We start from the raw sequence: 26,040 nt of genomic DNA on the forward strand, positions 1-26,040 counted from the left end.
CCCAATATTCAGAATGGCGCCGGCTTCCTGGCGCGGGATTTACACATGAGTGATTTGCAGATCGGGCTGATTGCCCTGGGCGTCTTGCTGATACTGCTGGTGCTGGGCTTCAACTGGTGGCAGGACCGTCGCGTCCGCCGCAAGATGCAAAGCCATTTCCCCACCTCCGAGCAGGATCCGCTGCTGGGGGCGGGCGCCAACGCCGCCGCGGGCGCCGCGGCCGTGCGTCGCGAGCCCGGCATGGGCGACGCGCCCAAGGCGCACCCGGAACAGCCCAAGCCGGTCGATCCGGGCAGCGATGCCGACGATGCCGAGGAACCCGATCCCGCCTGCGAAGTGGTCATCGAGATCAACTTCGCCGAGCCGGTGCGCGGCGCCGACCTGCTGCCCTACATGCAGAGCCTGCGCCAGGTGGGTCGCAAGCCCATGCGCGTGTTCGCCGAAACCGACCAGCGCCGCCATCGCGCCCGTGTCCATGCCGGCGAGTCGTATGCCTCGATGCAACTGGCGGTGCTGCTGGCCAACCGCAGCGGCCCGCTGACCGCCATCGAATGGTCGCAGGCCTGGGCCCGCGCCCAGGACATGGCCGAACGCTTCGATGCCACCATCGAGGGCCCCGACCAGCAGGCCGTGCTGGAGCAGGCCGCGCGCCTGGACGACACTTGCGCCGCGCTGGATACCCAGGTCGGCCTGACCCTGTTGCTGGGCACCGCCCAGCCGGCCGCCGAGGTGCTCAACGTGGCCCGCGACGCCGGCTTCGTCGCCGATGGCAACCGCCTGGCCTGGCCTGCCGAGAACGGCGTGGCCCGTTTCACGCTGGCGCGCGCCGATGGCGCCGCCTTCGACGCCGGCATGGGGGGCATCGAACGCCTGTACCTGCTGCTGGACGTGCCCTGCAGCCCGGCCGACAGCCGCGCCTTCGGCCGCATGGTGGACGTGGGCCGTGAACTGGCCGCCCGCCTGCGCGCCGACCTGGTCGACGACCAGGGCAAGCCGCTGGCCGACGGTTCGGAAAGCGTCATCGACGAACGCCTGCAAGTGTTGTTCGGCCAGCTCGAGCAGGCCGGCCTGCCGGCCGGCAGCGAGCGCGCCCAGCGGGTGTTTGCATAATGAGCAAGGCCGGAGGGACCCCCGCGGCGGAAACCGCGGCGCGCCTGCGCGCGGAAATCGAGCAGCACAACGTCCGCTATTACGTCTACGACGACCCGTCGATCTCGGATGCCGAATACGACCGCTTGATGCGCGAGCTGCAGGACCTGGAAGCCGCGCATCCCGAACTGGTCACGCCCGAATCGCCCACGCAGCGGGTCGGCGCGGCGCCGGTCTCGGCCTTCGGCAGCGTGCGCCACGCGGTGCCGATGCTGTCGCTGGGCAACGCCTTCGACGAAGAAGACGTCGTGGCGTTCGACCGCCGCGTCACCGATACGCTGCGCGGCGCCGGCCTGCTGGGCCCGGCGCAGCAGGCCGAATACTTCTGTGAACTCAAGCTCGATGGCCTGGCGATCAGCCTGCGCTACGAGGACGGCCGGCTGGTGCAGGCCGCCACCCGTGGCGACGGCCAGACGGGCGAGGACGTCACCTCCAATATCCGCACGATCAAGGCGATCCCGCTGCAGCTGAGCGGCCCGGCGCCCAAGGTGCTGGAGGTGCGCGGCGAAGTGCTGATGAACCGCGCCGATTTCGAGAAACTCAACGCGGCCCAGGCCAAGCGCGACGAGAAGGTCTTCGTCAACCCGCGCAACGCCGCCGCCGGCAGCCTGCGCCAGCTCGACCCGCGCATCACCGCCAAGCGGCCGCTGCGCTTTTTCGCCTACGGCTGGGGCGAGGTGCGGGGCCTGCCGGGCACGCAGAGCGGCCTGTTCGACGAAGCGTCGGCCGGCGCGGCGGATGCCTCGACCCTGCCCGAGAAATCGCATGGCGCCATGCTCGACTGGCTGGCGTCGCTGGGCCTGCCGGTCAATGTGAAGCACAACCACCGCGCCACCGGCGCCGAGGGCCTGATGGCGTTCTACGCCAAGGTCGGCGCCCTGCGGCCCGAGCTGCCCTACGACATCGACGGCGTGGTCTACAAGGTGGATTCGCTGCCGGCGCAGAAACTGCTGGGCTTCGTGGCGCGCGCGCCGCGCTTTGCGCTGGCGCACAAATTCCCGGCCGAGGAAGCCACCACCACGCTGCTGGACATCGAAGTGCAGGTCGGCCGTACCGGCGCCATCACCCCGGTCGCCCGGCTCAAGCCGGTGTTCGTGGGCGGCGTGACCGTCACCAACGCCACGCTGCACAACGAAGACGAGATCCGCCGCAAGGACGTGCGCATCGGTGACACCGTCATCGTGCGTCGCGCCGGCGACGTGATTCCGGAGGTGGTGGGCGCGGTGCTCGAGAAGCGTCCCGCCGACGCGCGCGAGTTCGTCATGCCCAAGGCCTGCCCGGTCTGTGGCTCGGCGATCGAGCGCCTGGAAGACGAAACCATCGCCCGCTGCACCGGCGGGCTGTTCTGCGCCGCGCAGCGCAAACAGACGCTGTGGCACGCGGCCAGCCGCAAGGCGCTCGATATCGAGGGCCTGGGCGAGAAGCTGGTGGAGCAATTGGTGGACAGCGGCCGCGTCAAATCGCTGGCCGACCTGTTCAGCCTGCGCCCGCTCGAACTGGTCGGGCTGGACCGCATGGGCCAGAAGTCGGCCGACAACCTGGTCGAGGCCATCGACAAGGCGCGCGCGCCGGCGTTGGGACGCCTGCTGTTCGCGCTGGGCATCCGCCACGTGGGCGAGACCACGGCGCGCGACGTGGCCCGGCACTTTGGCAGCATCGAGGCCATCATGGACGCCGACGAGGACGCGCTGTCCTCCGTGCCGGACGTGGGGCCGGTGGTGGCGGGGTCGATCCGCCGCTTCTTCGCCGAACAGCACAATCGCGACGTGATCGGGCAGCTCAAGGCCCAGGGCGTGCATGCGGTGGCCGAGGCCGTGCCGCAGGACACCACGCTGGCGGGCAAGACCTTCGTGCTGACTGGCACGCTGCCCAACTGGACGCGCGAGGAAGCCTCCATGCGCATCCAGGCCGCGGGCGGCAAGGTCAGCGGCTCGGTGTCCAAGAAGACCGCCTATCTCGTGGCCGGCGAAGACGCCGGCAGCAAGCTCACCAAGGCCCAGGAACTGGGCGTCACGGTGCTGGACGAGGACGGGCTCAAGGAATTGCTGGGTTCCTCTTGATTAATCCGGGCCGCGTTGCCGGCCCGGCGCCTGGCCCTGTCGAACAGGCCGCCCGCCCTTGGCGCGCGGCCTGTTTCCATTTTCGCCACGCTCGGGGCCGTTCCATCGGGCTTTTGCGGCCGCCCCGCGAGACGTTCTGCGCGGACAAAAAAAACTGCCCGCGCAAGGCGGGCAGTTTCTGCGGAAAGACGCCAGGTTTACTGGATCTTGGCCTTCTCGCGCAGTTCCTTCTGGTAGTCGGCCAGGGTTTGCTGGCGCAGCATTTCTTCCAGTTGGGTGCGGACCTGGTCCAGCGGCGGGAATTCAACCGGACGGGTGTCGTCGACCATGATGATGTGCCAGCCGAACTGGGTCTGGACCGGCTTGTCGACCAGTTGGCCCTTCTTGAGCTGGGTCACGGCCTGCGCGAACGGCTGGACGTAGTTGGTGGGGGGCGCCCAACCCAGGTCGCCACCCTTTTCGGCGCTGCCGGGGTCCTTCGAGTTCTTCTTGGCCAGGTCGTCGAACTTGCCCTTGTTGCTCTTCAACTGGGCCAGCAGGTCGTTGGCGGTCTTTTCGTCTTCGACCAGGATGTGACGGACCTTGTATTCCATCTTGCCGGCCTGTTCTTTCTTGATCTTCTCGTATTCAGCCGTGACCTTGGCGTCCGACACCGGGTGCTTGGCGAGGTAGTCGGCCATCAGGGCGCGGACCAGGATGCCTTGGCGGGCCAGTTCGATTTCGGTCTGGACGTCGGCCTGCTTGGCGATGCCGCCGGCTTCGGCGGCCTGCACGAAGACCTGGCGGTTGATCATTTCCTGCTTGACCTGTTCGCGCAGCTGGGGCGAATCGGTGGCGCCCTGGCTGACCAGCAGCTTGACGAATTGATCCAGGCTCTTCTGCGGAATGGCCTTGCCATTCACGGTGGCGACGTTCTGGGCGAAAGCGGGCACGGCGATGACGCAGGCGGCGGCCAGCATGACGATGCGTTTCATGAATATCCTTTTACTTTCTATTTGGGAGCCTGGGCGTCGAGCGCAAGCGCATGAATCGGATAGGGGATCAAATCTTGCAGATGATGATACACCAGCCTATGTCGCGCCACGGCGGAGAGTCCCGCAAAGCAAGACGCCACGATGTGGACGCGATAATGGCCGGCGCCGTTTTTACTGCCTTCGTGACCGGCATGTAAATGGGAGTCGTCCTGGATGTCCAGGGAAACCGGTTCCAGGACGGCCAGGCGCTCCCGGATCAGGGTGATGCGGTCGGTGGTCTCTGACATGGCGTCGATCGTAAAAGTTCCGGCGCGCGGGGCGCGCCCTGGGAGGGAAGCGGGCGCCAGGCCCGGTCGGGATACGTCAGGCCTTGGGCGGGGTGTTGGCGCCGTCGTCGGCCTGGATGTGCTTGCCCAGCCAGATGGACTGGCCGATGACGAAGACGATCATCAGGCCCATCAGGCCGAAGGCTTTGAAGCTGACCCACTGGGATTCGGTGAAATGCCCCGAGAACGCCACGTAGAGGTTGATGGCGCCGGCGAACAGGAAGAAGCCGGCCCAGATCAGGTTGAGCTTGTCCCAGGCGGCGTCCGGCAGCTGGATCTGCTTTTCCATCAGGCGCCGGATCAGGTTGCGACCGAACAGCAGGCGGGCGAACACCAGGGCGCCGCCGAACAGCCAGTACAGCACCGTCGGTTTCCATTTGATGAAGACGTCGCTGTGCAGCCAGATGGTGGCGCCGCCGAACACCAGGATCACGGTCAGGTTGATCCAGTGCATGGCTTCGGTGGCGCGGCCGGTGGCCTTGAGCCAGACGATCTGCAGCACCGCCGCCGCCATGGCCACGCCGGTCGCCACGAAGATGTCGGTGAACCGGTAGGCCAGGAAGAACAGGAACAGCGGAAAGAGGTCGAACAGGAACTTCTTCATTCTTCTATGGGTTCGAACGTCATCGACAGGGAGTTGATGCAGTAGCGCAGGCCGGTGGGCTCGGGGCCGTCGGGGAAGACGTGGCCCAGGTGCGCGTCACAGACGTTGCACAGGACCTCGGTGCGCACCATGCCGTGGGAGGTGTCGCGTTCCTCGCGCACCAGTTCCGGGTCGAGCGCCTGGAAATAGCTGGGCCAGCCACAGCCGGCGTCGAACTTGGTGTCCGACGCGAACAGCGCGGTGCCACAGCCCACGCAGCGGTAGATGCCCGGGGTGAAGGTGTTCCAGTAACGCCCGGTGAATGCGCGTTCGGTACCCTTTTCACGGGTGACGACGTATTCTTCCGGGGACAGCTGGGCCCGCCATTCGGCGTCGGTTTTGCGTACTTTGTCCATATCAGCTCTTGGAGTCCCGATGCCCGAAATGGTTCGGGCATAATCCCGCCCCATGTTAATCGAGTTTGACCAGGCGATTGTATCGACGCCCCAGGCGGAAGTGTTGCGCGGGGTGAGCGCGGCGCTGGACGGGCGCCGGATCGGCATCGTCGGCCCGAACGGCGCCGGCAAGAGCACCCTGGCGCGTCTGGTCAACGGGCTGGTGCTGCCATCCTCGGGCAGCGTGCGGGTCGGCGGCCTGGATACCCGGCATGAATTGAAGGCGGTGCGGCGCCAGGTCGGCTTCGTGTTCCAGAACCCCGAGAACCAGATCGTCTTCCCGATCGTGCGCGAAGACCTGGCGTTCGGCCTCAAACAACTGGAACCCGATCGGGCGCAACGCGAGGCCCGCATCGAGGCGGAGCTGGCGGCCCTGGGCGTGGCGCATCTGGCGGATCGCACCAGCCACACCCTGTCCGGTGGCGAACGCCAGCTGGTGGCGCTGGCCGCGGTGCTGGTGATGCGGCCCGGGCTGGTGGTGTTCGACGAACCCACCACCCAGCTGGACCTGCGCAACCGCAACCGCGTGCGCGACGCCATCGCCGCCATGCCGCAGGACGCCATCGTGGTCAGCCACGACCTGGCGCTGCTGGAAGATTTCGAGCGGGTGCTGGTGATCCAGGATGGCGTCATCGCCGCCGATGACACGCCGGCCGCCGCGCTGCGCTGGTACCGGGACCGCTGCGCGTGATCGAGCCCCTATATATTCCCGGCGACTCGCCGCTGCACCGGCTGCCCGCCGGCCTGAAGCTGCTGGCGCTGGCCGCGGCCGGCGCCGGATTGTTCCTGCTGCGCGATCCCGCCATCCTTGCGGGAGCCTGCGTGCTCGCCGGCTTGCTGCTGTGGTGCGCTGGCGCCACGCCAGCCGGCGTCTGGCGCCAGGTGCGCGGCCTGGTCTGGGTGCTGCTGGCCGTCGGCGTCTTCACGGCCTGGTTCCAGGGCTGGCGCGAGGCGTTGGCGGTACTCTTGCGGATCGCCGCGATGGTCGGGCTGGCGCTGGCGGTGACGCTGTCGACCCGCAGTTCAGACCTGATCGCCGTGTGCGAGCGGGTGTTGATGCCGTTGCAGCGCATCGGCCTGCTGGACGCGGGCAAGGTGTCGCTGGCGCTGGCGCTGGCCCTGCGCTTCGTGCCCGAGATCTGGCGCAATTTCCACGAGATCCGCGAAGCCCAGGCGGCGCGCGGACTCGGCGCCAACCCGGTGGCGCTGATCGTGCCGCTGGTGGTGCTCACGCTGAAGCGGGCGCAGGAAGTGGCCGAGGCCATCGACGCGCGCAGCCTGTGACATTCCAACTCCATCCCTGATTCCCTGTCCCACTAGATAGAAAGGGCATTGCCATGAAATCCAACAACACTGTGCTGGTGGCGCTGTTCGCCGCGCTGATCGTGGTGCTGAGCCTGATTCCGCCGATCCCGCTGCCGGGCATACCGGTGCCGATCACGCTGCAGACGCTGGGCGCCATGCTGGCCGGCGCCATGCTGGGGCCGGGCCGCGGCGCGCTGGCCTGCCTGTTGTACCTGGCGCTGGCGGCCATCGGCCTGCCGGTGCTGCCGGGCGGGCGCGGGGGGCTGGGCGCGTTCTTCGGGCCGACGGGTGGTTTCCTGGTGGGACTGGTGGCCGGCGCTTTCGTCACCGGCTGGCTGGCGCGGCGCCTGGCGGGGCGGGCGGCGGGGTTCGGCGGCCAACTGGCCGGCTGCGCCATCGCCTGCGTGGTCGGCGGCATCGCGGTGGTCTATGCCTTCGGCGTGCCGTGGCTGGCCACGGTCACCAAGATGGGGCTGGCCAAGGCGGCGACGGCGGTGGTGGTGTTCGTGCCCGGCGACCTGATCAAGGCCGCGCTGGCGGCGTGGGTGGCGACGCGGGTCGAGCGGGTCTGGCCGATGCGTGGCCGGTGAGCGCGACGCAGCGATCATGGCCCCAGGGAATCCCCCAACTGACGCCCGTTTGGCTTTCAAGTACAAGTTCGCCATTAACGAATGCGTTTGCTGAAACATGGTTTCCGTAGCACATCAGGGATTTACCGTAGTTGCGCGAAGTCATTTGATACTGTTTTAACCCTATAATTACTGTTTTAACCCTATAATATTTTTTTCTGTATAACTTTAACTAGGCTCGCTTCCGCCTCGACCGGGGCATAACAGAGCCACCACAGGAGACAAAACATGCGCAAGCACTTCGGCTTGTCCGCGGCCGCCGCCGCCGTTGCCCTGACCCTGCCGCTGCTGGCCAGCGCCCAGGTCAAGGTGGGCGTCACGGTGTCCAGCACCGGTCCCGCCGCGTCGCTCGGCATCCCCGAGCGCAATACGGTTGCGCTGCTGCCCAAGGAAGTGGCCGGCCAGAAGATCGAATGGATCGTCCTGGACGATGCCACCGACACGACGCAAGCCGTCAAGAACTCGCGCAAGCTGGCGTCCGACGACAAGGTCGACGTGCTGATCGGCACGTCGGTCACGCCGGGCTCGCTGGCCATGGTGGACGTGGCCGCCGAAGCCAAGGTGCCGATGATCAGCGTGGCCGCCAGCGCCAAGATCGTCGAACCCGTGGACGACAAGCGCCGCTGGGTCTTCAAGACCCCGCAGAACGACGCCCTGATGGCCGGCGCGCTGGCCGACGCCATGTCCAAGTCCAAGGTCAAGACGCTGGGCTTCATCGGCTTTGCCGACGCCTATGGCGACGGCTGGCTGGACGTGATGCAGAAGGCCGCCAAGGCCAAGGGCATCGAGATCGTCTCCATCGAAAAATACAGCCGCACCGACACCAGCGTGACGGGCCAGGTGCTCAAGCTGATCGGCGCCAAGCCCGACGCCATCCTGATCGCCGGCGCCGGCACCCCGTCCGCGCTGCCGCAAAAGGAACTGAAGGCCCGCAACTACGGCGGCACCATCTACCAGACCCACGGCGCCGCCAACAACGACGTGCTGCGCGTCTGCGGCAAGGACTGCGACGGCATGTACCTGCCCGCCGGCCCGCTGCTGGTCGCGGCCCAGCTGCCCGACAGCAACCCGGTCAAGAAGTCGGCCCTGGCCTACGTCGAGACCTACGAGAAGGCCAATGGCGCCGGTTCCACCAACACCTTCGGCGGCCACATGTGGGATGCCGGCCAACTGGTCGTTGCCGCGCTGCCCGCGGCCCTGAAGACCGGCGCCAAGCCCGGCACGCCGGAATTCCGCGCCGCCATGCGCGACGCCCTGGAAAACGTCAAGGACCTGGCCGCGTCGCAAGGCGTGTTCAACATGTCGCCGACCGACCACGCCGGTTTCGATGAGCGTTCGCGCGTCATCGTCAAGGTCGAAGGCGGCAAGTGGGTCTACCAGCCCGGCCTGTAATTCCCCCGGATTGCCCGATCCACGGGCGCCTGCAAGGGTGCCCGAGCAATGCTTCGCACCGGCCTCTCCGGCCGGTGTGTCGTATCAGTGTTCCGGGCGGGGTCGGAACACCAAGAATCAATAAGGTTGTTAGATGGATTCCTCAATTGCGCTGATTCTGCTGCAAGACGGTATCGTCAACGGCGCCATCTATGCCCTGCTGGGCATGGCGCTGGTGCTGGTGTTCGCCGTTACGCGCGTCATTTTCATTCCCCAGGGCGAGTTCGTGGCGTTCGGCGCCCTGACGCTCGCGATGCTGGTGGACGGCAAGGTGCCCGGCACCGCCTATCTCCTTCCGCTGCTGGGCGTCGTGTGCCTGGCGCTTGAACTGCTGCGCGCGCTGCGGACCCGCAGCGCGGCTGGCCTGCCCAAGGCCGTGTTGACCTGTCTCGTCCTGCCGCTCGCGTTGCTGTGGCTGACGACCACGTATACCGCCGCCGGCAATTCCCTGTGGCTCAACATGCTGTTGACGCTGCTGCTGGTGATCCCGATGGGCCCGATGGTCTATCGCATCGTCTACCAGCCGCTGGCCGAGGCCACCGTGCTGGTGCTGCTGATCGTGTCGGTCGCGGTGCACTTCGCGTTGACCGGCCTGGCCCTGGTGTTCTTCGGCGCCGAAGGCTGGCGCACGCCCGCGTTCGTGAGCGGCCAGGTCGACCTGGGCTTCACCACCTGGTCGGCGCAGAGCCTGTTCGTGGTCGCGACCTGCGCGCTGCTGATCATCGCGCTGTGGCTGTTCTTCGGCAAGACGCTGTACGGCCGCGCGCTGCGCGCCACCGCCGTCAACCGCCGCGGAGCGCGTCTGGTGGGCATCAGCACCACCATGTCGGGCAGCCTGACCTTCACGCTGGCCACCGCCATCGGCGCCATGTCCGGCATGCTGATCGCGCCCATCACCACGGTCTACTACGACACGGGCTTCCTGATCGGCCTGAAGGGCTTCGTCGGCGCCATCATCGGCGGCCTGGCCAGCTACCCCGTGGCGGCCGCCGGCTCGCTGCTGGTGGGCGTGCTGGAATCGTTCTCGTCCTTCTGGGCCAGCGCCTACAAGGAAGTGATCGTCTTCACCTTGATTATCCCGGTTCTGGTCTGGCGTTCGTTCAGCACCCATCACGTGGACGAAGAGGAGTAAACGCCATGAACCGCATTCTGCTTGTCGTCTTCATCGTCGTCCTGGCGGGGCTGCCGCTGCTGCCGGTCACGCCCGAGTTCTGGGTGACGCAATTGAACTACATCGGGCTGGCCAGCCTGGTGGTGCTGGGGCTGGTGCTGCTGACCGGCGTCGGCGGCCTGACCTCGTTCGGCCAGGCCGCGTTCGTCGGCCTGGGCGCGTACACCACCGCCTATCTGACCACGCAATACGATGTGTCGCCGTGGTTGGCGCTGCCCGCCGGCCTGATCCTGACCGCCGTGGTGGCGTACCTGCTGGGCGCGATCACGCTGCGCCTGTCGGGCCACTACCTGCCGCTGGGCACCATCGCCTGGGGCCTGTCGCTGTACTTCCTGTTCGGCAACCTGGACTGGCTGGGCAAGCATGACGGCATCGCCGGCATCGAGCCCATCAGCATCTTCGGCATGTCGCTGGCCAGCGGCCGCCACATCTACTACCTGATCTGGGTGTTCGTGCTGCTGGCGCTGTGGGCCACCCGCAACCTGCTGAACTCGCGTCCGGGCCGCGCCATCCGCGCGCTCAAGAGCGGCGCCGGCATGGCCGAGTCGATGGGCGTGAACACGGCCGCCTACAAGGTCGTGATCTTCGTCTGGGCGGCGCTGCTGGCCTGCGTCTCGGGCTGGCTCTACGCGCACATGCAACGCGCCGTCAGCCCCAGCCCGTTCGGCATCAACTACGGCATCGAGTACCTGTTCATGGCCGTGGTCGGCGGCGCCGGCTACGTCTGGGGCGCGCTGCTCGGCTCCAGCGTCATCCTGGTGCTCAAGGACCAGCTGCAGAACCTGCTGCCCAAGCTGCTGGACACCAACGCCAACTTCGAGATGATCGTCTTCGGCGTGCTGCTGATCCTGATGCTGCAATACGCCCGCAACGGCCTCTGGCCGATCCTGGCGGGCTGGTGGGGCAGCCTCACCGGCGCCGACGGCTCGCGCCGCAACCTGGCTCCGCCCAAGCCGGCGCCGGCGTTGCCGCTGCGCGCCCGGCCGCAGGCCGGGCAGGTGGTGCTGGAAGTGGACGCCATCCGCAAGGAATTCGGCGGCCTGGTCGCCGTCAACGACATCAGCTTCAAGGTCCGCTCCGGCGAGATCATGGGCCTGATCGGCCCCAACGGCGCCGGCAAGAGCACCACCTTCAACCTGATCAGCGGTGTACTGCCGGTGACGCGCGGCAAGGTCACCTTCATGGGCGAGCGCATCGACAGCCGTTCGGCGCGCGAGATCGCCAAGCTGGGCGTGGGCCGCACCTTCCAGCACGTGCAGTTGCTGCCGGGCATGACGGTGCTGGAAAACGTCGCGCTGGGCGCGCACCTGCGTTCCGACGTGGGCGTGTGGGCGGGCGCCCTGCACACCGACCGCGCGCGCGAGGCGCAACTGCTGCATGAGGCCGCCGAGCAGATCAAGCGCGTCGGCCTGGGCGAATACCTGTACGAACAAGCGGGCAACCTGGCGCTGGGCCAGCAACGCATCCTGGAAATCGCGCGGGCCCTGGCCAGCGATCCGGTGCTGCTGTTGCTGGACGAGCCGGCCGCCGGCCTGCGCTACAAGGAAAAGCAGGACCTGGCTCGCGTGCTGGAACAGCTGCGCGCCGAGGGCATGAGCATTCTGCTGGTTGAACACGACATGGATTTTGTGATGCGCCTGACCAACCACCTGGTGGTGATGGATTTCGGCACCAAGCTGGCCGAAGGCGTGCCGGCCGAGGTGCAACAGAACCCGGCGGTGCTGGAAGCCTACCTGGGCGGCATCGACGATGACCTGCCGGAAGCCGACCAGGCCAAGCCGGTGTCCGCGGGAGGCGTGCAATGACGACGTCCAAGCCTGTTCTCGAAGTCAGCAACTTGTCGGCCCGCTATGGCAAGGTCGGCGCGCTGGCCGGCGCCACGCTGACGGTTCCGGCCGGCAGCATCGTCACGGTGATCGGCGCCAACGGCGCCGGCAAGTCGACCATGCTGAACGCCATGATGGGATCGCTGCCGCAGACCGGCCACGCGGCCGGCTCCGTGCAGTACGCGGGCACCGATGTGTCGAGCTGGCCGGTCGAGCGCCGCGTCGCCGCCGGCATGTCGCTGGTGCCCGAGCGGCGCGAGCTGTTCGGCAGCATGTCGGTCGAAGACAACCTGCTGCTGGGCGGTTTCCGCCGCTACCGCGCCCGCGAAAGCGGCTGGCGCGACACGCTCAACGAAGTCTTCGACCTGTTCCCGCGCCTGCGCGAACGCCGCGCCCAGCAGGCCGGCACGCTCTCGGGCGGCGAGCGCCAGATGCTGGCGGTCGGCCGCGCGCTGATGGCCAAGCCGGCGCTGCTGATGCTGGACGAACCCAGCCTGGGCCTGGCGCCGCGCATCGTGCGCGAGATCTTCCACATCATCGCGCGCCTGCGCGAGACCGGCGTGGCGATCCTGCTGGTGGAACAGAATGCGCGCGCGGCGCTGCAGGTGGCCGACTACGGCTACGTGCTCGAGACCGGCGAAGTCATCCTGCACGGTCCGGCGCGCGAGCTGGCTGGCGATCCCAAGGTGATCGAGAGCTATCTCGGCCTGGGCAAGGGCGCGGAGCAGGCCGAAGCCTGATCCACGCCGCGAGGCGGGCGCTTCAGTCCGCCTCGCGCTTGAACACTTCGACCACGCGGAAGCGCTCGCACACCAGCAGCATGTCCGGCGCGTAGCCGCCATTGCGGTCGAAGTAATCGATGTGTCCGGATCGCCAGGCGTCGTAGGGCCCTTCGCCCTCGGCCAGGGCGAAGGCCTCGTCCACCTCGTCGAAACGCTGGATCACGATGCTGATCGTCTCGATGGCGCAGGCCGGACGGCCGCGGCCGTCCAGCACCACGTCGCGCCGGCCCGGCTCGGGCACCGGCTCCTTCTCGTTGAAATCGCGCAGCGCGCCGCAGGTGGCGGTCTTGGCGCCCGACAGCACCAACGCCAGCAGTTCGTCGGCCAGTTCGGGCGAGTCGCCGAATTGGAAGGTCACGGCGTCCTGGTAGGGGGCGGGCGGTTTCATGCGGGTGGCGTCCATTGCAGGATCAATTCTTCGCCCATCGCGGGGTCGGAGATGGAAGGCGCGCCGGTCTCGACGCGTCCGGCGAAGCGGCGGATGAAGCCGGGCGCGTCGTCGGCGCGCACGCTGAAGTCGTACCAGCCGCCGCTGGCGGCCAGGTCCCAGGCCAGGGTGGCGCCCAGGCCGGGCGCCAGCGCCGGCTCGTGGTGGCCGGCATGGCCATAGGCGTTGGCCTCGACCTGGAAGCCGCGCGCCAGCCCGCCGGGGTTGTGGATCTTCAGCCGCAGCGTCGGGCCGGCGGCATCGCAGGCGGCTTCGACCGCCAGGGGCGCGGGATCGGCGCGCAGCCGGCCGGCAAGGTGGCGGTGAAAGCCGTTCGGGCCCAGTATCCACAGATCGTAGCGGCCGTCGTCGCCCGTCACCTGCCAGCCATCCTCCAGGTGCTTGCCGGCTTCGACCGTGTAGCGGCGCGGGCCGTCTTCCAGCCGCTGGCGGTCGTAGACGTGCAGCACGGCGCCGGCACTGCCGGTATTGTCGAAACGCAGCATGATGCGTTCATCCGCCACGCGGTCCCGCGCCGACAAGGCATACGGCAGCGGCCGCGACGGCCGCGTGCCGGCCGCCTGCCGCGCCAGGGCCGGCCGTTCGGGCGCGGGCGGGGTGATGGTGCCCGGCAGCGCGGCGGCCCGCGCCGCGCGCGTGGCGGTGGCCGGCAGGCCGCGCGTCAGGTTGGCGCCATCGGGCGTGGCGAAATCGAAGATCGACGTCAGGTCGCCGCAGACCGCGCGGCGCCACGGCGAGATGTTGGGTTCGGCGACGCCGAAGCGGCGCTCGACGAAGCGCAGCACCGAGGTGTGGTCGAACACTTCGGAGTTGACCCAGCCGCCCTTGGTCCAGGGCGACAGCACGTACATCGGCACGCGCGGCCCCAGGCCGTAGACGCCGTGCAGGTGGGCGGCCGTATCGTCCTTTTCGGCGCCGGTGACGATCTCGTGGTATTCGCCGGCGGTGTCCACGGTGGACGCGCCCGCCAGCCGGCCGTCCGGGCCGCGCGAGGGCGGGGCGGGCGGCGGCATGTGGTCGAAGAAGCCGTCGTTCTCGTCGAACATCAGCAAGAGGACGGTCTTGCTCCAGACCTCGGGATTGGCGGTCAGCGCGTCCAGCACCCTTGCCGTGTAGTCCGCGCCCTGCGCCGGGCTGGAGGGGCTGGGATGCTCGGAGCCGGCCTTGGTGGCGCAGATCCACGACACCTGCGGCAAGGTGCCATCGAGCACGTCCTGGCGCAGCAGGTCCAGGCCGCGGGTGGTCAACGCCTTGTCCTTGAGCGCGGCCAGCGAGCCCGGCACGCCGTGGTAAGCGTCGCGGTAGGCCTTGAAGCCCGCGGTCGGGTTGAGCGAGTAGTTGTCCGCCATGTCCTGGTAGATGCGCCAGCGGATGCCGGCGCGCTCCAGGCGTTCGGGATAGGTGGTCCAGGTGTAGGCGCCGGCCGGATCGCCGCCGCCCAGCTTGTTGTAGGTGTTGCCCAGCGCCGGCCCGTGGCCGCGCCCCAGGCCGTCGTTGGTGCCGCTCCAGAGGAACAGCCGATTCGTATTGGTGCCGCCGGTGAACGAGCAGTGGTAGGCGTCGCACACGGTGAAGGCGCGCGCCATGGCGTACTGGAACGGCATGTCGGCCTCGGTGTAGTACGCCATCGAATGGTTCTTCTTGGCGGCCGGCCATTGGCCCATGCGGCCGGCGTCCCAGGCGTCCTGGGCGTTGGACCAGGTGTGCGGCGTGCTGGCCACGCGCATGGCTTCGTAGGCCGCGCCGGTGTCGAGCCGGAACGGCAGCACGCTGCGCGGCGCGCCGGCATCGGGACGGCCGTTGTACTGCCCCCAGACCGTGCGGCGTTCGAAGTCGGGACTGGCGGGCACCGGGATGGGAAAGCGGTCGCCGAAGCCGCGCACCCCGGCGAGGCCGCCGAAGTAATGGTCGAACGAACGGTTTTCCTGCATGAAGATGACGATGTGCTCGACGTCCTCGATGGTGCCCTTGCGGCGGTTGGCGGGAATCGCCAGCGCGCGGCGGATGGAGGCGGGCAGCAGCGCCAGGGCGCTGCCGGCGCCGGCGATCGCGGCGCCGCCGCGCAGGAATTCGCGTCGGGATTGCATGCGGGGGGTGTCCTTGCGGGGTGTCCTTGTCATGCGGCGCCGTCCCGGACGGGGCGGCGCGTTCCGTGGCGCCGCGGGGCGCCTACTGCTTGCGGGTGCTTTCGGCGTAGTCCATGTACAGCTTGTGGGCGCGGCGCGCCAGCGGGCCGTATTCCAGCTTGCGGTCTTCGACGCGGTTCACGTGCACCACCTTGCCGTAGTTGCCGGACGAGAACACTTCGTCGGCGGCTTCGATGTCGGCGCGCGTCAGGCTGCGTTCCTGGACTTCCACGCCGTCGGCCTTGAGCAGCGCCAGCACGCGGCGACGCGTGATGCCGTTCAGGAAGGTGCCGTTGTCCACCGGGGTCGAAACCACGCCGTCCTTGGCGATCCACAGGTTGCTGGAAGCGAACTCGGCGACGTTGCCGGCGCCGTCCAGCATGATGGCGTTGTCGAAGCCCTTGTCCATCGCCTCACGGATGGCGCGCTGGCCGTTGGGGTAAAGGCACGAGGCCTTGGCGTCGGTCGGCGCCATGTTGGGCCAGGAACGCGCGAAGCTGGAGAAGCAGGCGGCAAAGCCCTGGTCGCCCGGCATCGGCACCTTGAACACGTGCAGCACGAACAGGGTCTTGTCGGCATCTGGCAGCAGGAAGCCGTCGGCGCAGAAGAACATCGGCTTGATGTAGAGCTCGCTGCCCTCGGGGAACTTGGCCACCGCCTGCAGGCACAGCGCCTGGATTTCCTGCCAGCTGATCTGCGGCTTCATCAGCATTTTTTCGGCCGAGCGCACCACGCGTTGGCAGTGCAGGTCCAGGTCGGGCGTCAGGCCGCGGAACGCGCGCGCGCCGTCGAAGACCATGCTGGCCATCCAGAAGGCGTGGTCGGCGGGGCCGAGCAGTTTGGGGTTTTCGGTGGTCCAGTGACCGTTGTGCCAGAACAAGGCGTCCATGGTGGTTTCCTTCGGTGTCAGGTTGGCGCATCTCGGCGCCGAAACGTCAGGATACATGAGGCGCGGACCGCCTCACTCCTTGTCGAGCGCCGCCTGCACCCGTTCGGCCGCATCGGCCGGCATCCACTGCCGCCAGACCGGGCCGTACCGCTTGAGGAAATAGCGCGCCGCCTCTTCGGGTTCCTTGCCTTCGTTCTCCAGCCAGCCCAGCGTGGCGTCGATGGCGTCGCTGGGAATGGTCAGCTTGGCCAGGAACGCGGCCAACTGCGGCGCCTCCTTGGCGAAGGCGCTGTTGACACCGGTGACCACGGGGTTGGGCTTGAATTCGGTGGCCACGGGCTTGGCGCACTTGGGATCGGTCAGGCAGGTATAGGCGGTCTGGTCGAAGGCCGGCAGTTCCAGCTTGACCAGATCGAGCGCGCCGACCAGCGCGGTGGGCGTCCAGTAGTAGAAGACGATGTCGCGCTTGCGCTTGTAGGCCGACAGGATGGCGGCCTTCTGCGCGGCGCCGGAACCGGGCGCGAACAGGCTGTAGTCGCGCTCCAGGCCCAGGGCGCGCAACAGGTTGTCGTTCAGCGTGCCGCAGGCCCAGCCGGCCGGGCAGCCGTAGATGCGGCCGCGGCCGGGATCCTCGGGGTCGGCGAAGACGTCCTTGAAGCGCGCCAGGTCCGCCGCCGATTTCAGCTCGGGATGGCGCTGCACGGTGTAACGCGGCACGTACCAGCCTTCGCCGGCGTCGTAGACATGCCCCAGGCCCTGCACCCGGCCGCTGGCCAGCGCCTTTTTCCAGGCCACCTCGATCTGCCCCGGCCACACCTCGGGCGTGACGTCGACGTCGCCGCGCTGCAGGGCAGCCAGCATGGGCAGCGTCTCGCCGATCTCGACGCTGGTCTTGCAGCCGTAGCCGTGTTCCATCACGTAGCGTTCGATGCCGGCCAGCACCAGGTTGGATTCCCAGTTCAGGCCGCTGAAGCGGACCGGGCGGTCGACTTCGCAGACCGGCTTGGCGGCGTGGGCCGCGGCGGGCGCGAGCAGGGCGGCGGACAGGGCCAGGACGCCGGCGAGCAAAGGCTTCATGCGCATGATGGAGCACCTTTCTGATTGCGTGCCGGTCATTGTAAAGGCGCCATGCAATCGGGGCCGCGTGCAGCGGCCCCGAAGGTCAGGCAGGCGATGCGGCCGGCGGCCGCGCGGATCAGGCGCGCGCCGCGCGCCGCTTCTCGATCAGCGCCCCGATCTCGCCGACGATGCCGCGGCGGAACGCCAGCACGCAGATCACGAAGATCAGGCCGATCACGATGGTCACCGATTCGCCCAGGCGCAGGAACCAGTCCACGCCGGTCAGGCTGGCCATCATCTGGCCGAAGTCGCCGACCTTGTTTTCCAGCAGCACCACGATGAACGCGCCGAGGATAGGCCCGGTCAGCGTGCCGAGCCCGCCGATCAGCGTCATCAGGATCACCAGGCCCGACATCTGCCAGGTCGCGTCCGACAGGGTCGCGGACACGAACACCAGCGTCTTGGTGGCGCCCGCCAGGCCGGCGATGGCGGCCGACAGCACGAAGGCCAGCAGCTTGAAGCGATCGACGTCGTAGCCCAGCGAGATCGCGCGCGGCTCGTTCTCGCGCAGCGCCTGCAGCACCTGGCCGAACGGCGAATGCACCGTGCGCCAGATGATGAAGTAGCCGATGATGAACACGCCCATCACCAGGTAGTACAGGTTCAGGTCCTTGGACAGGTCGATGATGCCCAGCAGCGTGCCGCGCGGCACGCTCTGCAGGCCGTCCTCGCCGCCGGTGAACTTGGCCTGCAGGAAGAAGAAGAACACCATCTGCGCCAGCGCCAGCGTGATCATGGCGAAGTAGATGCCGCTGCGGCGGATCGCCAGCGCGCCCATCGCCAGGCCCAGCAGCGCGGCCACCGCGACGCCGAACAGCAGGCCGATCTCGGTCGGCACGCCCCATACCTTGAGCGCGTGGCCGGCCGCGTAGGCGGCGCTGCCCAGGAAGGCGGCGTGGCCGAACGACAGCAGGCCGGTAAAGCCCAGCAGCAGGTTGAAGGCGCAGGCGAACAGGGCATAGCACATGATCTTCATGGCGAAGATCGGATACACCCCGACGAAAGGAAGTATGGCCACCACGACGGCCAGGACCGCATAGCCCAGGAATTGACGATTCATTTCTCTTTTCCGAACAGCCCGGCCGGGCGGAGCAACAGGACAATGGCCATGATGATGAAGACGACCGTGCTGGACGCCTCGGGCCAGAACACCTTGGTCAGGCCTTCGATCACGCCCAGGCCCAGGCCGGTGACGATGGCGCCCATGATGGACCCCATGCCGCCGATCACGACCACCGCGAACACCACGATGATGAGGTTGGACCCCATCAGCGGGGAGATCTGCAGCACCGGCGCCGCCAGCACGCCGGCGAAGCCGGCCAGCGCCACGCCGAAGCCGTAGGTCAGCGTGATCATGCGCGGCACGTTGACGCCGAAGGCCTCGACCAGGCGCGGGTTCTCGGTGCCGGCGCGCAGCAGGGCGCCAAGCCGCGTGCGTTCGATCACGAACCAGGTCGCCAGGCACACCACCACCGATGCCGCCACCACCCAGCCGCGGTAGTTGGGCAGCACCATGAAGCCCAGGTTGGTGGCGCCGCGCAGGGCGTCGGGCGTGGGGTAGGGCTGCCCCGACACGCCGTAGAAGCTGCGGAACAGGCCTTCGATCAGCAGCGTCAAACCGAAGGTCAGCAGCAGCCCGTAGAGGTGGTCGAGCTTGTACAGGTGCTTGAGCAACAGCTTTTCGATGATGATGCCGAACAATCCGACCACCAGCGGCGCCAGGATCAGCATGACCCAGTAATTCAACCCCAGGTACGACAGCCCCATCCAGGCCAGGAAGGCGCCCAGCATGTAGAGCGCGCCGTGCGCGAAGTTGATGACGTTCAGCAGTCCGAAGATAACCGCCAGGCCGAGCGACAGCATGGCGTAGAACGAACCGTTGACCAGTCCCAGCAGCAACTGGCCGAACAAGGCCTGTATGGGGATGCCGAAAATATCAGTCATCTTGTAAAAATCCTGCGCGTACGAAGGGAAGCGGGCAAATTCAGGATGCGACCCGGCCGCGCGGGCCAGGTCGCATCAATGGGTCGCATCGACGGGAATTACTTCTTGACCAGCTTGCAGGTCGACTCGGACAGCTTGGTGTAGACCTCGTCACCCGGCAGCGTGGCCACGACCTTGTAGTAGTCCCACGGGCCCTTGGATTCGGCCGGCGTCTTCACCTGCATCAGGTACATGTCGTGGATCATGCGGCCGTCTTCGCGCACATAGCCGCCCTGGGTGAAGAAGTCGTTGATCTTGTTCGACTTCATCCACTTCATGAGGGTGTCGGCATCGTCGGTGCCGGTGGCCTTCACGCCGTTCAGGTAGAACGTGACGGACGAGTAATCGCCCGCCTGCAGCATGGACGGCTTGCGGCCGACCTTGGCCTCGAACTTCTTGGACCAGGCGCGCGAGGCGTCGGATTGATCCCAGTACCAGCCGTCGGTCAGGTACATGCCCTTGGTGGCTTCCAGGCCCAGCGAGTGCACGTCGTTGATGAACACCAGCAGGCCGGCCATCTTCATGGTCTTGGTGACGCCGAATTCGTTGGCGGCCTTGATGGTGTTGATGGTGTCGCCACCGGCGTTGGCCATGCCCAGGATCTGCGCCTTGGACGACTGCGCCTGCAGCAGGAACGACGAGAAGTCGGAGGCGCCCAGCGGGGCGCGCACCTGGCCCTTGATCTCGCCGCCGGCGGCCTTGACCACGGCCATGGTGTCGCGTTCGAGCGCGTGGCCGAAGGCGTAGTCGGCGGTCAGGAAGAACCAGCTCTTGCCGCCATCCTTCACCACCGCCGAACCGGTGCCGCGCGCCAGCGCGACCGTGTCATAGGCGTAGTGCACGGTGTACGGCGAACATTGGGCATTGGTCAGGTCCGAAGCGCCCGCGCCGATGGCGATGAAGGGCTTCTTCTTCTCGGCGGCCACGGCCGCCATGGCCAGGCTGGTGGCCGAGTTGGTGCCGGCGATGATGACGTCGACCTTCTGCTGGTCGAACCATTCGCGCGCGCGGGCCGAGGCCACGTCGGCCTTGTTCTGGTGGTCCGCCGACAGCACCTCGATCTTCTTGCCGTTGACGTTGCCGCCGAAGTCCTCGATCGCCATGCGGACCGCTTCCAGGCCCGCCTTGCCATCGATGTCGGAATACACGCCGGACATGTCGGTGATGAAGCCGATGCGGATGACATCGTCGGAGATGCCTTGTGCCTGGGCGGTCGCCCCGGCGAATCCCAGGCCCGCCATGGCCAGTGCAGCAGTGATGGTGTGCAGCTTCATGGGATGACTCCTCTTCCCTTTGGTGTATGGGATGCCGGGAACCCGGCGGATGACAGGTTATTCAGACGCCCAGCAATTCGTTGAGCGTGTCCTGTTTTTCTGAAAGTTCGGCGGCTTCGAAATGCTCGACGATCTGGCCGTGCTCCATGACGTAGAAGCGATCGGCCAGCGGCGCCGCGAAGCGGAAATTCTGTTCCACCATGACGATGGTGTAGCCACGCTGCTTGAGGGCCGTGATCATGCGGGCCAGCGCCTGCACGATGACCGGCGCCAGGCCTTCGGAGATCTCGTCCAGCAGCAGCAGGTTGGCGCCGGTGCGCAGGATGCGCGCCACCGCCAGCATCTGTTGTTCACCGCCCGACAGGCGCGTGCCGGGCGAATGCCGGCGTTCCTGCAGGTTGGGGAACATGTCGTAGATTTCGGCCAGCGACATGCCGCCGCCGAGCGAGCCCACCACGGGCGGCAGCAGCAGGTTCTCCTCGCACGACAGGCTGGCGAAGATGCCGCGTTCCTCGGGGCAATAGCCCACGCCCAGATGGGCGATCTTGTAGGTCGGCAGGTCGATGGCCTCGGTGCCGTGGATGCGCACGGAACCCTTGCGGGAACCGGTCAGGCCCAGGATGGCCCGCAGCGTGGTGGTACGGCCGGCGCCGTTGCGGCCCAGCAGCGTGACGACCTCGCCTTGCCCCACGCGCATATCCACGCCGTGCAGGATATGCGATTCCCCGTACCAGGCCTGCAGGCCCGAGATTTCCAGTGCCGGGGTACTCATGCGTGCGCTCCTTGGAGTTCGCCGTCGGTGGTGCCCATGTAGGCCTGCATCACGGCGGGATGGCGGGACACTTCGGCGTAGTTGCCCTCGGCCAGCACCGCGCCGCGCGCCAGCACGGTGATGGTGTTGGCGATCGAGGACACCACGTTCATGTTGTGTTCCACCATCAGGATGGTGCGGCCGGCGCTGACGCGCTTGATCAGCTGCGTGACGCGGTCCACGTCTTCGTGGCCCATGCCCTGCGTGGGTTCGTCCAGCAGCATCAGCTCCGGTTCCATCGCCAGCGTGGTGGCGATCTCGAGCGCGCGCTTGCGGCCGTACGGCAGGTTCACCGTGGTCTCGTTGGCGAAGGCGCCGAGGTCGACCTGGTCGAGCAGGGCGCGGGCCGGCTCGTCCAGCGCGGCCAGGCGCTTGGTGCTCTGCCAGAAATGGAACGACAGCCCGGTCTTGCGCTGCAGGCCGATGCGCACGTTCTCGAGCACGGTCAGGTGCGGGAACACCGCCGAAATCTGGAACGAGCGGATCACCCCGCGCCGCGCGATCTGCGCCGGGCGCTCACCGGTGATGTCGATGCCATTGAACTTGATGGTTCCCGAGGTGGGAGAGAGAAACTTGGTCAGCAGGTTGAAGCATGTGGTCTTGCCCGCGCCGTTCGGCCCGATCAAGGCATGAATCTCGCCTCGCTTGATACGCAAATCGACCCCATTGACCGCGACAAAACCGCGGAATTCCTTGGTGAGGCCTTTTGTCTCCAGGATCGTGTCGTCCATGTCCGCTGCACCGGCGTTGTATTTATTTGGACCCTGCCCGGCGTTATTCGCAGGGCCCCCCGCGGGGTAAGGAAAATCATGGCGATGCCACGGTTTTCTATAAGAGTTGCCGGCGAGTATGCGCACCTCCGAATCAAAATTCCATGAGGGTTTGTCATAGGTTTTGCGGTGCGGAAAGGTGAATTGTCGGATAGCGGACAATTCGCATGGCTACTGGGCGAAAACCCTATATCCTCATGCAATGCGTTGCAGCAAATCCGTATTGACCGTCATCAATCCGTCATCGTTGCAATCATCGGGAAAAACCCGGATTTGCCCATGCGCGAACGAACTTTCCGCGCGAATCCGCCGCGCGGGCGGCGCGGATCTCAGGCGGGAGTTTTGGCTTTGAATTCACAGAGATCCGAAATGCCGCATTGCGGGCATTTCGGCTTGCGCGCCACGCACACATAGCGGCCGTGCAGGATCAGCCAGTGATGCGCGTCCTGCAGATACTCGCGCGGCACGAATTTCTCCAGCTTCAGTTCGACTTCCAGCACGTTCTTGCCGGGCGCCAGGCCGGTGCGGTTCGAGACCCGGAAAATGTGCGTGTCGACCGCCATGGTGGGCTGGCCGAAGGCCGTGTTCAGCACCACGTTGGCGGTCTTGCGACCGACGCCGGGCAGCGCTTCCAGCGCTTCACGGGTCTGCGGCACTTCGCCGCCATGCTGTTCGATCAGGATGCGGCAGGTGGCGATGGCGTTCTTGGCCTTGGTGCGGTACAGGCCGATGGTCTTGATGTAATCGGACAGGCCTTCCTCGCCCAGCGCCAGCAGCGCCTGCGGGGTGCCGTAACGCGGGAAGAACTTGCGCGTGGCGATGTTCACCGACTTATCGGTGGCCTGCGCCGACAGCAGCACCGCGATCAGCAGCTGGAAGGGCGTGTCGTATTCGAGTTCGGTGGTGGGCTGCGGATTGGCGGCTTGCAGGCGGGCGAAGATCTCTCGGCGTTTGGCGGCGTTCATGGGCGCGGGGCGTTGCGGCGGGCGCGGGCACGGGCCAGCGCGGATTCAATGGCGGCGCGCTTGCGGTCTTCGCCTTGCGCGTCATCGGAAGGGGCGGCGGGCGCCGGCGCGGCGGCGGGCTCGGGCGCCATCAGGCGGGCGTTGTCGGCCGCCAGCCGCTCCATGCGCGCCTGGTGGTGGCGATGGCGCTGGCGGCCGGCGGCGGCGTCAGCGGCGCTCCAGGCGCGGCCGGCGGGGACCATCTCGATGCAATCCACCGGACACGGCGCCACGCACAGGTCGCATCCGGTGCACCAGTCGGGCAGCACGGTGTGCATGTGCTTGTTGGCGCCGACGATGGCGTCGACCGGACAGGCCTGGATGCACAGCGTACAGCCGATGCAGTGCGCCTCGTCGATGCGGGCCACCAGCAGCGGACCGGGCTCGCCGCGGCTGGCGTCCAGCGGCAGGGCGGGGGTCTCCAGCAGCGCCGCCAGGGCGGCGATGCCTTCGTCGCCGCCCGGCGGGCAGCGGTTGATCGGAGCGGCCCCGGCGGCGATGGCCTCGGCATACGGCAGGCAGCCGTCGTAGCCGCACTTGGTGCATTGCGTCTGGGGCAGCAGGGCGTCGATGCGATCGGCGAGTGAGCGACAGGACATGGCGGACAACGGGAAAAGCAAAGGGGCCCGCGAGGGCCCCCGTGGACGGACGGTGAAAGGCCTCAGGCCGATTGCCGGATGAATTCCGCGATTTTAGGACAGATCATTTCGCGCCAGCGGCGGCCGGAGAAAATCCCGTAGTGGCCGCAGTTGGGGGCGGTGTAGTGCATCTTGCGGTCGGCCGGGATGTTCTTGCACAGCTTGATGGCGGCGCGCGTCTGGCCCTGGCCGGAGATGTCGTCCAGCTCGCCCTCGATGGTGAACAGCGCCACCTTCTTGATGTCGGCCGGGCGCACCAGCTGGCCGTCGACTTCCCAGGTGCCGTTGGGCAGCGCGAATTCCTGGAACACCATGCGGATGGTGTCCAGGTAGAACTCGGCCGGCATGTCCAGCACGGCGTTGTATTCGTCGTAGAAGCGGCGGTGGGCCTCGGCGTCGCTGTCGTCGCCGCGCAGCAGATCCAGGTAGAAGTCGTAGTGCGACTTCATGTGGCGGTCGGGATTCATGGCCATGAACCCGGCATGCTGCAGGAAGCCCGGGTAGACCTTGCGGCCCGACCCCGGGTAGCGCGGCGGCACCGGGTGGATGACCTGGTTCTCGAACCACGAATAGGGCTTGGTGGTGGCCAGGCGGTTCACCTGCGTGGGCGACTGGCGCGGATCGATCGGGCCGCCCATCATGACCATGCTGCGCGGTTGGCAGGGATCGTTGGCCGAGGCCATCAGCGACACGGCGGCCAGCACCGGCACGGTGGGCTGGCAGACGGAAATCACGTGCACGTCCGGCCCCAGGTGGCGGATGAAGTCCTGCACGTAGCGCACGTAATCGTTCAGGTGGAACGGGCCGGCCGACAGCGGCACCATGCGCGCGTCGATCCAGTCGGTGACGTAGACGTCATGGCCGGGCAGCAAGGCGCGCACGGTATCGCGCAGCAGCGTGGCGTGATGGCCCGACAGCGGCGCCACCAGCAGCACCTTGGGATCGTCCTGCGGGGTCTGGCGCACGTCGCGATGGAAATGCACCAGGCGGCAGAAGGGCTTGTCCAGCACGACCGATTCCGTCACCCGGACCGGCTTGCCGGCAATTTCCGTGGCGGGCAGGTTCCAGGCGGGTTTCTGGTATTCCTTGCCGATGCGCGTCATCAGCTCGTATCCCGCGGCCATCTGGCGCGAGATCGGGGTGTAGGCGAGGGGACTGTAAGGGCTGGAGAACAGCTGGGAACCGGCATCCGTGAATGCAGCGAACGGAGTCAGGAAGGCGCGCTGCATTTCGTGCAATTGGTACAGCATTTGGGGAAGTCCTTCTGGGTCGTGCGTGTGCCCCGATTATTGCGCCGGGGAGTAACGGTATTTCCAATTTGTCTGACGAAAGCGCCCGAAAACCGGATTTTGTGTTGCAAAAATGCGACCCGTCATCCCTTGCGCACCAGTTTAGGGCGCAATCGTGTTGCATTGGAGGGTAAAACGGCGGATTTTCGCCCTAGGCCGGACGGGCCAGGAGGGGCCGATCCGGACCGGGCGAAGACTCACCAGTAGTTTTCCACCGCGAGGTTGCCGGGGATGCCGCGGCGGCCCGGCTTGAAGCCGCGTTCGCCCAGCAGCTTGCGGGCGTCGGCCAGCATGTCCGGATTGCCGCAGAGCATGATCTTCGCTTGCTCCGGGTCCAGCGGCAGGCCGGCCAGGCGTTCCAGTCCGCCGTCGGCGATCAGGGCGGTCAGGCGCGCCTGCGGCATGCCGGGCAGCGTCTCGCGAGTGGCGATCGGCAGGTAGGTCAGCTTGTCCGGCTCGGCCGCGAACAGCTCCGCCAGGGACGGGTCATTGCGCCAGCCTTCGATTTCCTCGCGGTAGGCCAGCTCCGCCGCGGTGCGCACGCCGTGCACCAGGACGATGCGGCGGTAGGCACGCCACACGGCCGGGTCGCGCAGGATCGACAGGTAGGCCGACAGGCCGGTGCCGGAGGCCAGCAGCCAGAGGTCGCCGCCGGGGGCGAAGCGTTCCAGCGTCAGGAAGCCGTAGGGCGCTTTCTCGACATACAGCGCGTCGCCGGGCTGCAGCCGCGCCATGCGCGGGCTGAACAGGCCCTCGGGCACCACGATGGAATAGAACTCCAGCCAGGGCTGGTGTGGCGCCGAGACCATCGAATAGGCGCGCCACAGCGTCGGCAGGCCATCGGGGTCGTCCGCGCCCGGCAGACCGACGCGGGCGAACTGGCCCGGCTGGAAGGCATACGCGTCGTCGCGCGTGACGCGCACCGAGAACAGTTTGTCGGGCACCCAGGTATGGACGTGGGTGACGGTCTGGCGCGTGTATTTGGAATCGTCGGTCAT

Annotated in this window: 26 protein-coding genes; 9 read left to right on the top strand and 17 right to left on the bottom strand. The window is 67.3% G+C overall.

The window, feature by feature from the left end; genetic code table 11:
* The first annotated feature begins 45 nt into the window (after positions 1–45).
* A complete protein-coding gene (locus AT699_RS06940; protein WP_006389237.1) occupies positions 46–1,110 on the top strand; it encodes a cell division protein ZipA C-terminal FtsZ-binding domain-containing protein in 1,065 nt (354 codons plus the stop codon).
* Positions 1,110–3,209 (top strand): NAD-dependent DNA ligase LigA, encoded by a 2,100-nt coding sequence (gene ligA, locus AT699_RS06945; protein WP_006389238.1) that lies wholly within the window; start codon positions 1,110–1,112, stop codon positions 3,207–3,209. The genes AT699_RS06940 and ligA overlap by 1 nt, the downstream gene beginning before the upstream one ends.
* 197 nt (positions 3,210–3,406) lie before the next feature.
* Here the strand turns inward: ligA and AT699_RS06950 are convergent, their stop codons facing one another.
* The 4 genes from AT699_RS06950 to msrB form a co-directional block, all read right to left on the bottom strand.
* Positions 3,407–4,183: a peptidylprolyl isomerase gene (locus AT699_RS06950; RefSeq protein ID WP_006389239.1), complete on the bottom strand. Its 777-nt coding sequence runs from the start codon at positions 4,181–4,183 to the stop codon at positions 3,407–3,409.
* 17 nt (positions 4,184–4,200) lie between these two features.
* On the bottom strand, positions 4,201–4,470 hold the full coding sequence (locus AT699_RS06955; RefSeq protein ID WP_006389240.1) for a BolA family protein: 270 nt from the start codon (positions 4,468–4,470) through the stop codon (positions 4,201–4,203).
* Between the two features lie 76 nt (positions 4,471–4,546).
* Positions 4,547–5,113, bottom strand: coding sequence for a septation protein A (locus AT699_RS06960; protein ID WP_020924726.1), 567 nt, complete (start codon positions 5,111–5,113; stop codon positions 4,547–4,549).
* Positions 5,110–5,508, bottom strand: coding sequence for a peptide-methionine (R)-S-oxide reductase MsrB (gene msrB / locus AT699_RS06965; RefSeq protein ID WP_006389242.1), 399 nt, complete (start codon positions 5,506–5,508; stop codon positions 5,110–5,112). The genes AT699_RS06960 and msrB overlap by 4 nt, the downstream gene beginning before the upstream one ends.
* 52 nt (positions 5,509–5,560) lie before the next feature.
* Here msrB and AT699_RS06970 point away from each other — a divergent pair, with 52 nt between their 5' ends.
* The 7 genes from AT699_RS06970 to AT699_RS07000 all read left to right on the top strand — a co-directional run bounded on the left by AT699_RS06970 (position 5,561) and on the right by AT699_RS07000 (position 12,649).
* Entirely contained in the window at positions 5,561–6,238 is a 678-nt protein-coding gene (locus AT699_RS06970) for an energy-coupling factor ABC transporter ATP-binding protein (RefSeq protein ID WP_024068089.1), read from the top strand.
* Positions 6,235–6,831: an energy-coupling factor transporter transmembrane component T family protein gene (locus AT699_RS06975; protein WP_024068090.1), complete on the top strand. Its 597-nt coding sequence runs from the start codon at positions 6,235–6,237 to the stop codon at positions 6,829–6,831. Before AT699_RS06970 ends, AT699_RS06975 begins: the two co-directional genes overlap by 4 nt.
* Before the next feature lie 53 nt (positions 6,832–6,884).
* Positions 6,885–7,442, top strand: coding sequence for a biotin transporter BioY (locus tag AT699_RS06980; protein ID WP_020924723.1), 558 nt, complete (start codon positions 6,885–6,887; stop codon positions 7,440–7,442).
* Between the two features lie 267 nt (positions 7,443–7,709).
* A complete protein-coding gene (locus AT699_RS06985; protein WP_006389246.1) occupies positions 7,710–8,873 on the top strand; it encodes an ABC transporter substrate-binding protein in 1,164 nt (387 codons plus the stop codon).
* A gap of 133 nt (positions 8,874–9,006) precedes the next feature.
* Positions 9,007–10,044 (top strand): branched-chain amino acid ABC transporter permease, encoded by a 1,038-nt coding sequence (locus AT699_RS06990; RefSeq protein ID WP_006389247.1) that lies wholly within the window; start codon positions 9,007–9,009, stop codon positions 10,042–10,044.
* A gap of 5 nt (positions 10,045–10,049) precedes the next feature.
* Positions 10,050–11,888 carry a branched-chain amino acid ABC transporter ATP-binding protein/permease gene (locus AT699_RS06995; RefSeq protein WP_020924721.1) on the top strand — a complete coding sequence of 613 codons (1,839 nt, stop codon included), beginning with the start codon at positions 10,050–10,052 and terminating at the stop codon, positions 11,886–11,888.
* Entirely contained in the window at positions 11,885–12,649 is a 765-nt protein-coding gene (locus tag AT699_RS07000; RefSeq protein WP_006389249.1) for an ABC transporter ATP-binding protein, read from the top strand. The genes AT699_RS06995 and AT699_RS07000 overlap by 4 nt, the downstream gene beginning before the upstream one ends.
* Before the next feature lie 22 nt (positions 12,650–12,671).
* Here the strand turns inward: AT699_RS07000 and AT699_RS07005 are convergent, their stop codons facing one another.
* From AT699_RS07005 to AT699_RS07065, 13 genes are all read right to left on the bottom strand, one after another.
* On the bottom strand, positions 12,672–13,079 hold the full coding sequence (locus AT699_RS07005) for an ASCH domain-containing protein (RefSeq protein WP_049052445.1): 408 nt from the start codon (positions 13,077–13,079) through the stop codon (positions 12,672–12,674).
* Complete coding sequence (locus AT699_RS07010; RefSeq protein WP_024068092.1) at positions 13,076–15,226, bottom strand: phosphocholine-specific phospholipase C; 2,151 nt, start codon at positions 15,224–15,226, stop codon at positions 13,076–13,078. The genes AT699_RS07005 and AT699_RS07010 overlap by 4 nt, the downstream gene beginning before the upstream one ends.
* An 82-nt stretch (positions 15,227–15,308) precedes the next feature.
* Positions 15,309–16,154, bottom strand: coding sequence for a branched-chain amino acid aminotransferase (locus AT699_RS07015; protein WP_006389253.1), 846 nt, complete (start codon positions 16,152–16,154; stop codon positions 15,309–15,311).
* Between the two features lie 72 nt (positions 16,155–16,226).
* Complete coding sequence (locus tag AT699_RS07020; RefSeq protein ID WP_024068093.1) at positions 16,227–17,237, bottom strand: ABC transporter substrate-binding protein; 1,011 nt, start codon at positions 17,235–17,237, stop codon at positions 16,227–16,229.
* A gap of 112 nt (positions 17,238–17,349) precedes the next feature.
* A complete protein-coding gene (locus AT699_RS07025) occupies positions 17,350–18,333 on the bottom strand; it encodes a branched-chain amino acid ABC transporter permease (RefSeq protein ID WP_006389255.1) in 984 nt (327 codons plus the stop codon).
* Positions 18,330–19,217 (bottom strand): branched-chain amino acid ABC transporter permease, encoded by an 888-nt coding sequence (locus tag AT699_RS07030; RefSeq protein ID WP_006389256.1) that lies wholly within the window; start codon positions 19,215–19,217, stop codon positions 18,330–18,332. Before AT699_RS07030 ends, AT699_RS07025 begins: the two co-directional genes overlap by 4 nt.
* 98 nt (positions 19,218–19,315) lie before the next feature.
* Positions 19,316–20,530 (bottom strand): ABC transporter substrate-binding protein, encoded by a 1,215-nt coding sequence (locus AT699_RS07035; protein ID WP_006389257.1) that lies wholly within the window; start codon positions 20,528–20,530, stop codon positions 19,316–19,318.
* 61 nt (positions 20,531–20,591) lie between these two features.
* Complete coding sequence (locus AT699_RS07040; protein WP_006389258.1) at positions 20,592–21,302, bottom strand: ABC transporter ATP-binding protein; 711 nt, start codon at positions 21,300–21,302, stop codon at positions 20,592–20,594.
* Complete coding sequence (locus AT699_RS07045) at positions 21,299–22,072, bottom strand: ABC transporter ATP-binding protein (protein ID WP_024068094.1); 774 nt, start codon at positions 22,070–22,072, stop codon at positions 21,299–21,301. The genes AT699_RS07040 and AT699_RS07045 overlap by 4 nt, the downstream gene beginning before the upstream one ends.
* A 368-nt stretch (positions 22,073–22,440) precedes the next feature.
* Complete coding sequence (gene nth / locus AT699_RS07050; RefSeq protein ID WP_020924716.1) at positions 22,441–23,076, bottom strand: endonuclease III; 636 nt, start codon at positions 23,074–23,076, stop codon at positions 22,441–22,443.
* Entirely contained in the window at positions 23,073–23,714 is a 642-nt protein-coding gene (rsxB, locus tag AT699_RS07055) for an electron transport complex subunit RsxB (protein WP_024068095.1), read from the bottom strand. The genes nth and rsxB overlap by 4 nt, the downstream gene beginning before the upstream one ends.
* 62 nt (positions 23,715–23,776) lie before the next feature.
* A complete protein-coding gene (locus tag AT699_RS07060) occupies positions 23,777–25,003 on the bottom strand; it encodes a polyhydroxyalkanoate depolymerase (RefSeq protein ID WP_020924714.1) in 1,227 nt (408 codons plus the stop codon).
* Positions 25,004–25,239: 236 nt separating this feature from the next.
* Positions 25,240–26,040, bottom strand: a complete 801-nt coding sequence (locus tag AT699_RS07065; RefSeq protein WP_020924712.1) for a ferredoxin--NADP reductase — start codon at positions 26,038–26,040, stop codon at positions 25,240–25,242.

The sequence above is a fragment of the Achromobacter xylosoxidans genome (assembly GCF_001457475.1).
In the GTDB taxonomy this organism is placed as follows: Bacteria; Pseudomonadota; Gammaproteobacteria; order Burkholderiales; family Burkholderiaceae_B; genus Achromobacter; species Achromobacter xylosoxidans.

Excerpts from the sequence above, each read along its gene's own strand:
- ligA (WP_006389238.1), top strand. The coding sequence starts at position 1,110 with ATGAGCAAGGCCGGAGGGACCCCCGCGGCGGAAACCGCGGCGCGCCTG.
- AT699_RS06985 (WP_006389246.1), top strand. The coding sequence starts at position 7,710 with ATGCGCAAGCACTTCGGCTTGTCCGCGGCCGCCGCCGCCGTTGCCCTG.
- AT699_RS07010 (WP_024068092.1), bottom strand. The coding sequence starts at position 15,226 with ATGCAATCCCGACGCGAATTCCTGCGCGGCGGCGCCGCGATCGCCGGC.
- AT699_RS07000 (WP_006389249.1), top strand. The coding sequence starts at position 11,885 with ATGACGACGTCCAAGCCTGTTCTCGAAGTCAGCAACTTGTCGGCCCGC.
- AT699_RS06950 (WP_006389239.1), bottom strand. The coding sequence starts at position 4,183 with ATGAAACGCATCGTCATGCTGGCCGCCGCCTGCGTCATCGCCGTGCCC.
- AT699_RS07065 (WP_020924712.1), bottom strand. The coding sequence starts at position 26,040 with ATGACCGACGATTCCAAATACACGCGCCAGACCGTCACCCACGTCCAT.
- AT699_RS06990 (WP_006389247.1), top strand. The coding sequence starts at position 9,007 with ATGGATTCCTCAATTGCGCTGATTCTGCTGCAAGACGGTATCGTCAAC.
- AT699_RS07060 (WP_020924714.1), bottom strand. The coding sequence starts at position 25,003 with ATGCTGTACCAATTGCACGAAATGCAGCGCGCCTTCCTGACTCCGTTC.
- rsxB (WP_024068095.1), bottom strand. The coding sequence starts at position 23,714 with ATGTCCTGTCGCTCACTCGCCGATCGCATCGACGCCCTGCTGCCCCAG.
- AT699_RS07030 (WP_006389256.1), bottom strand. The coding sequence starts at position 19,217 with ATGACTGATATTTTCGGCATCCCCATACAGGCCTTGTTCGGCCAGTTG.
- nth (WP_020924716.1), bottom strand. The coding sequence starts at position 23,076 with ATGAACGCCGCCAAACGCCGAGAGATCTTCGCCCGCCTGCAAGCCGCC.
- AT699_RS07020 (WP_024068093.1), bottom strand. The coding sequence starts at position 17,237 with ATGCGCATGAAGCCTTTGCTCGCCGGCGTCCTGGCCCTGTCCGCCGCC.
- AT699_RS07035 (WP_006389257.1), bottom strand. The coding sequence starts at position 20,530 with ATGAAGCTGCACACCATCACTGCTGCACTGGCCATGGCGGGCCTGGGA.
- AT699_RS06940 (WP_006389237.1), top strand. The coding sequence starts at position 46 with ATGAGTGATTTGCAGATCGGGCTGATTGCCCTGGGCGTCTTGCTGATA.
- AT699_RS06995 (WP_020924721.1), top strand. The coding sequence starts at position 10,050 with ATGAACCGCATTCTGCTTGTCGTCTTCATCGTCGTCCTGGCGGGGCTG.
- AT699_RS07040 (WP_006389258.1), bottom strand. The coding sequence starts at position 21,302 with ATGAGTACCCCGGCACTGGAAATCTCGGGCCTGCAGGCCTGGTACGGG.
- msrB (WP_006389242.1), bottom strand. The coding sequence starts at position 5,508 with ATGGACAAAGTACGCAAAACCGACGCCGAATGGCGGGCCCAGCTGTCC.
- AT699_RS07045 (WP_024068094.1), bottom strand. The coding sequence starts at position 22,072 with ATGGACGACACGATCCTGGAGACAAAAGGCCTCACCAAGGAATTCCGC.
- AT699_RS06980 (WP_020924723.1), top strand. The coding sequence starts at position 6,885 with ATGAAATCCAACAACACTGTGCTGGTGGCGCTGTTCGCCGCGCTGATC.
- AT699_RS07015 (WP_006389253.1), bottom strand. The coding sequence starts at position 16,154 with ATGGACGCCTTGTTCTGGCACAACGGTCACTGGACCACCGAAAACCCC.
- AT699_RS06955 (WP_006389240.1), bottom strand. The coding sequence starts at position 4,470 with ATGTCAGAGACCACCGACCGCATCACCCTGATCCGGGAGCGCCTGGCC.
- AT699_RS06960 (WP_020924726.1), bottom strand. The coding sequence starts at position 5,113 with ATGAAGAAGTTCCTGTTCGACCTCTTTCCGCTGTTCCTGTTCTTCCTG.
- AT699_RS06970 (WP_024068089.1), top strand. The coding sequence starts at position 5,561 with ATGTTAATCGAGTTTGACCAGGCGATTGTATCGACGCCCCAGGCGGAA.
- AT699_RS07025 (WP_006389255.1), bottom strand. The coding sequence starts at position 18,333 with ATGAATCGTCAATTCCTGGGCTATGCGGTCCTGGCCGTCGTGGTGGCC.
- AT699_RS07005 (WP_049052445.1), bottom strand. The coding sequence starts at position 13,079 with ATGAAACCGCCCGCCCCCTACCAGGACGCCGTGACCTTCCAATTCGGC.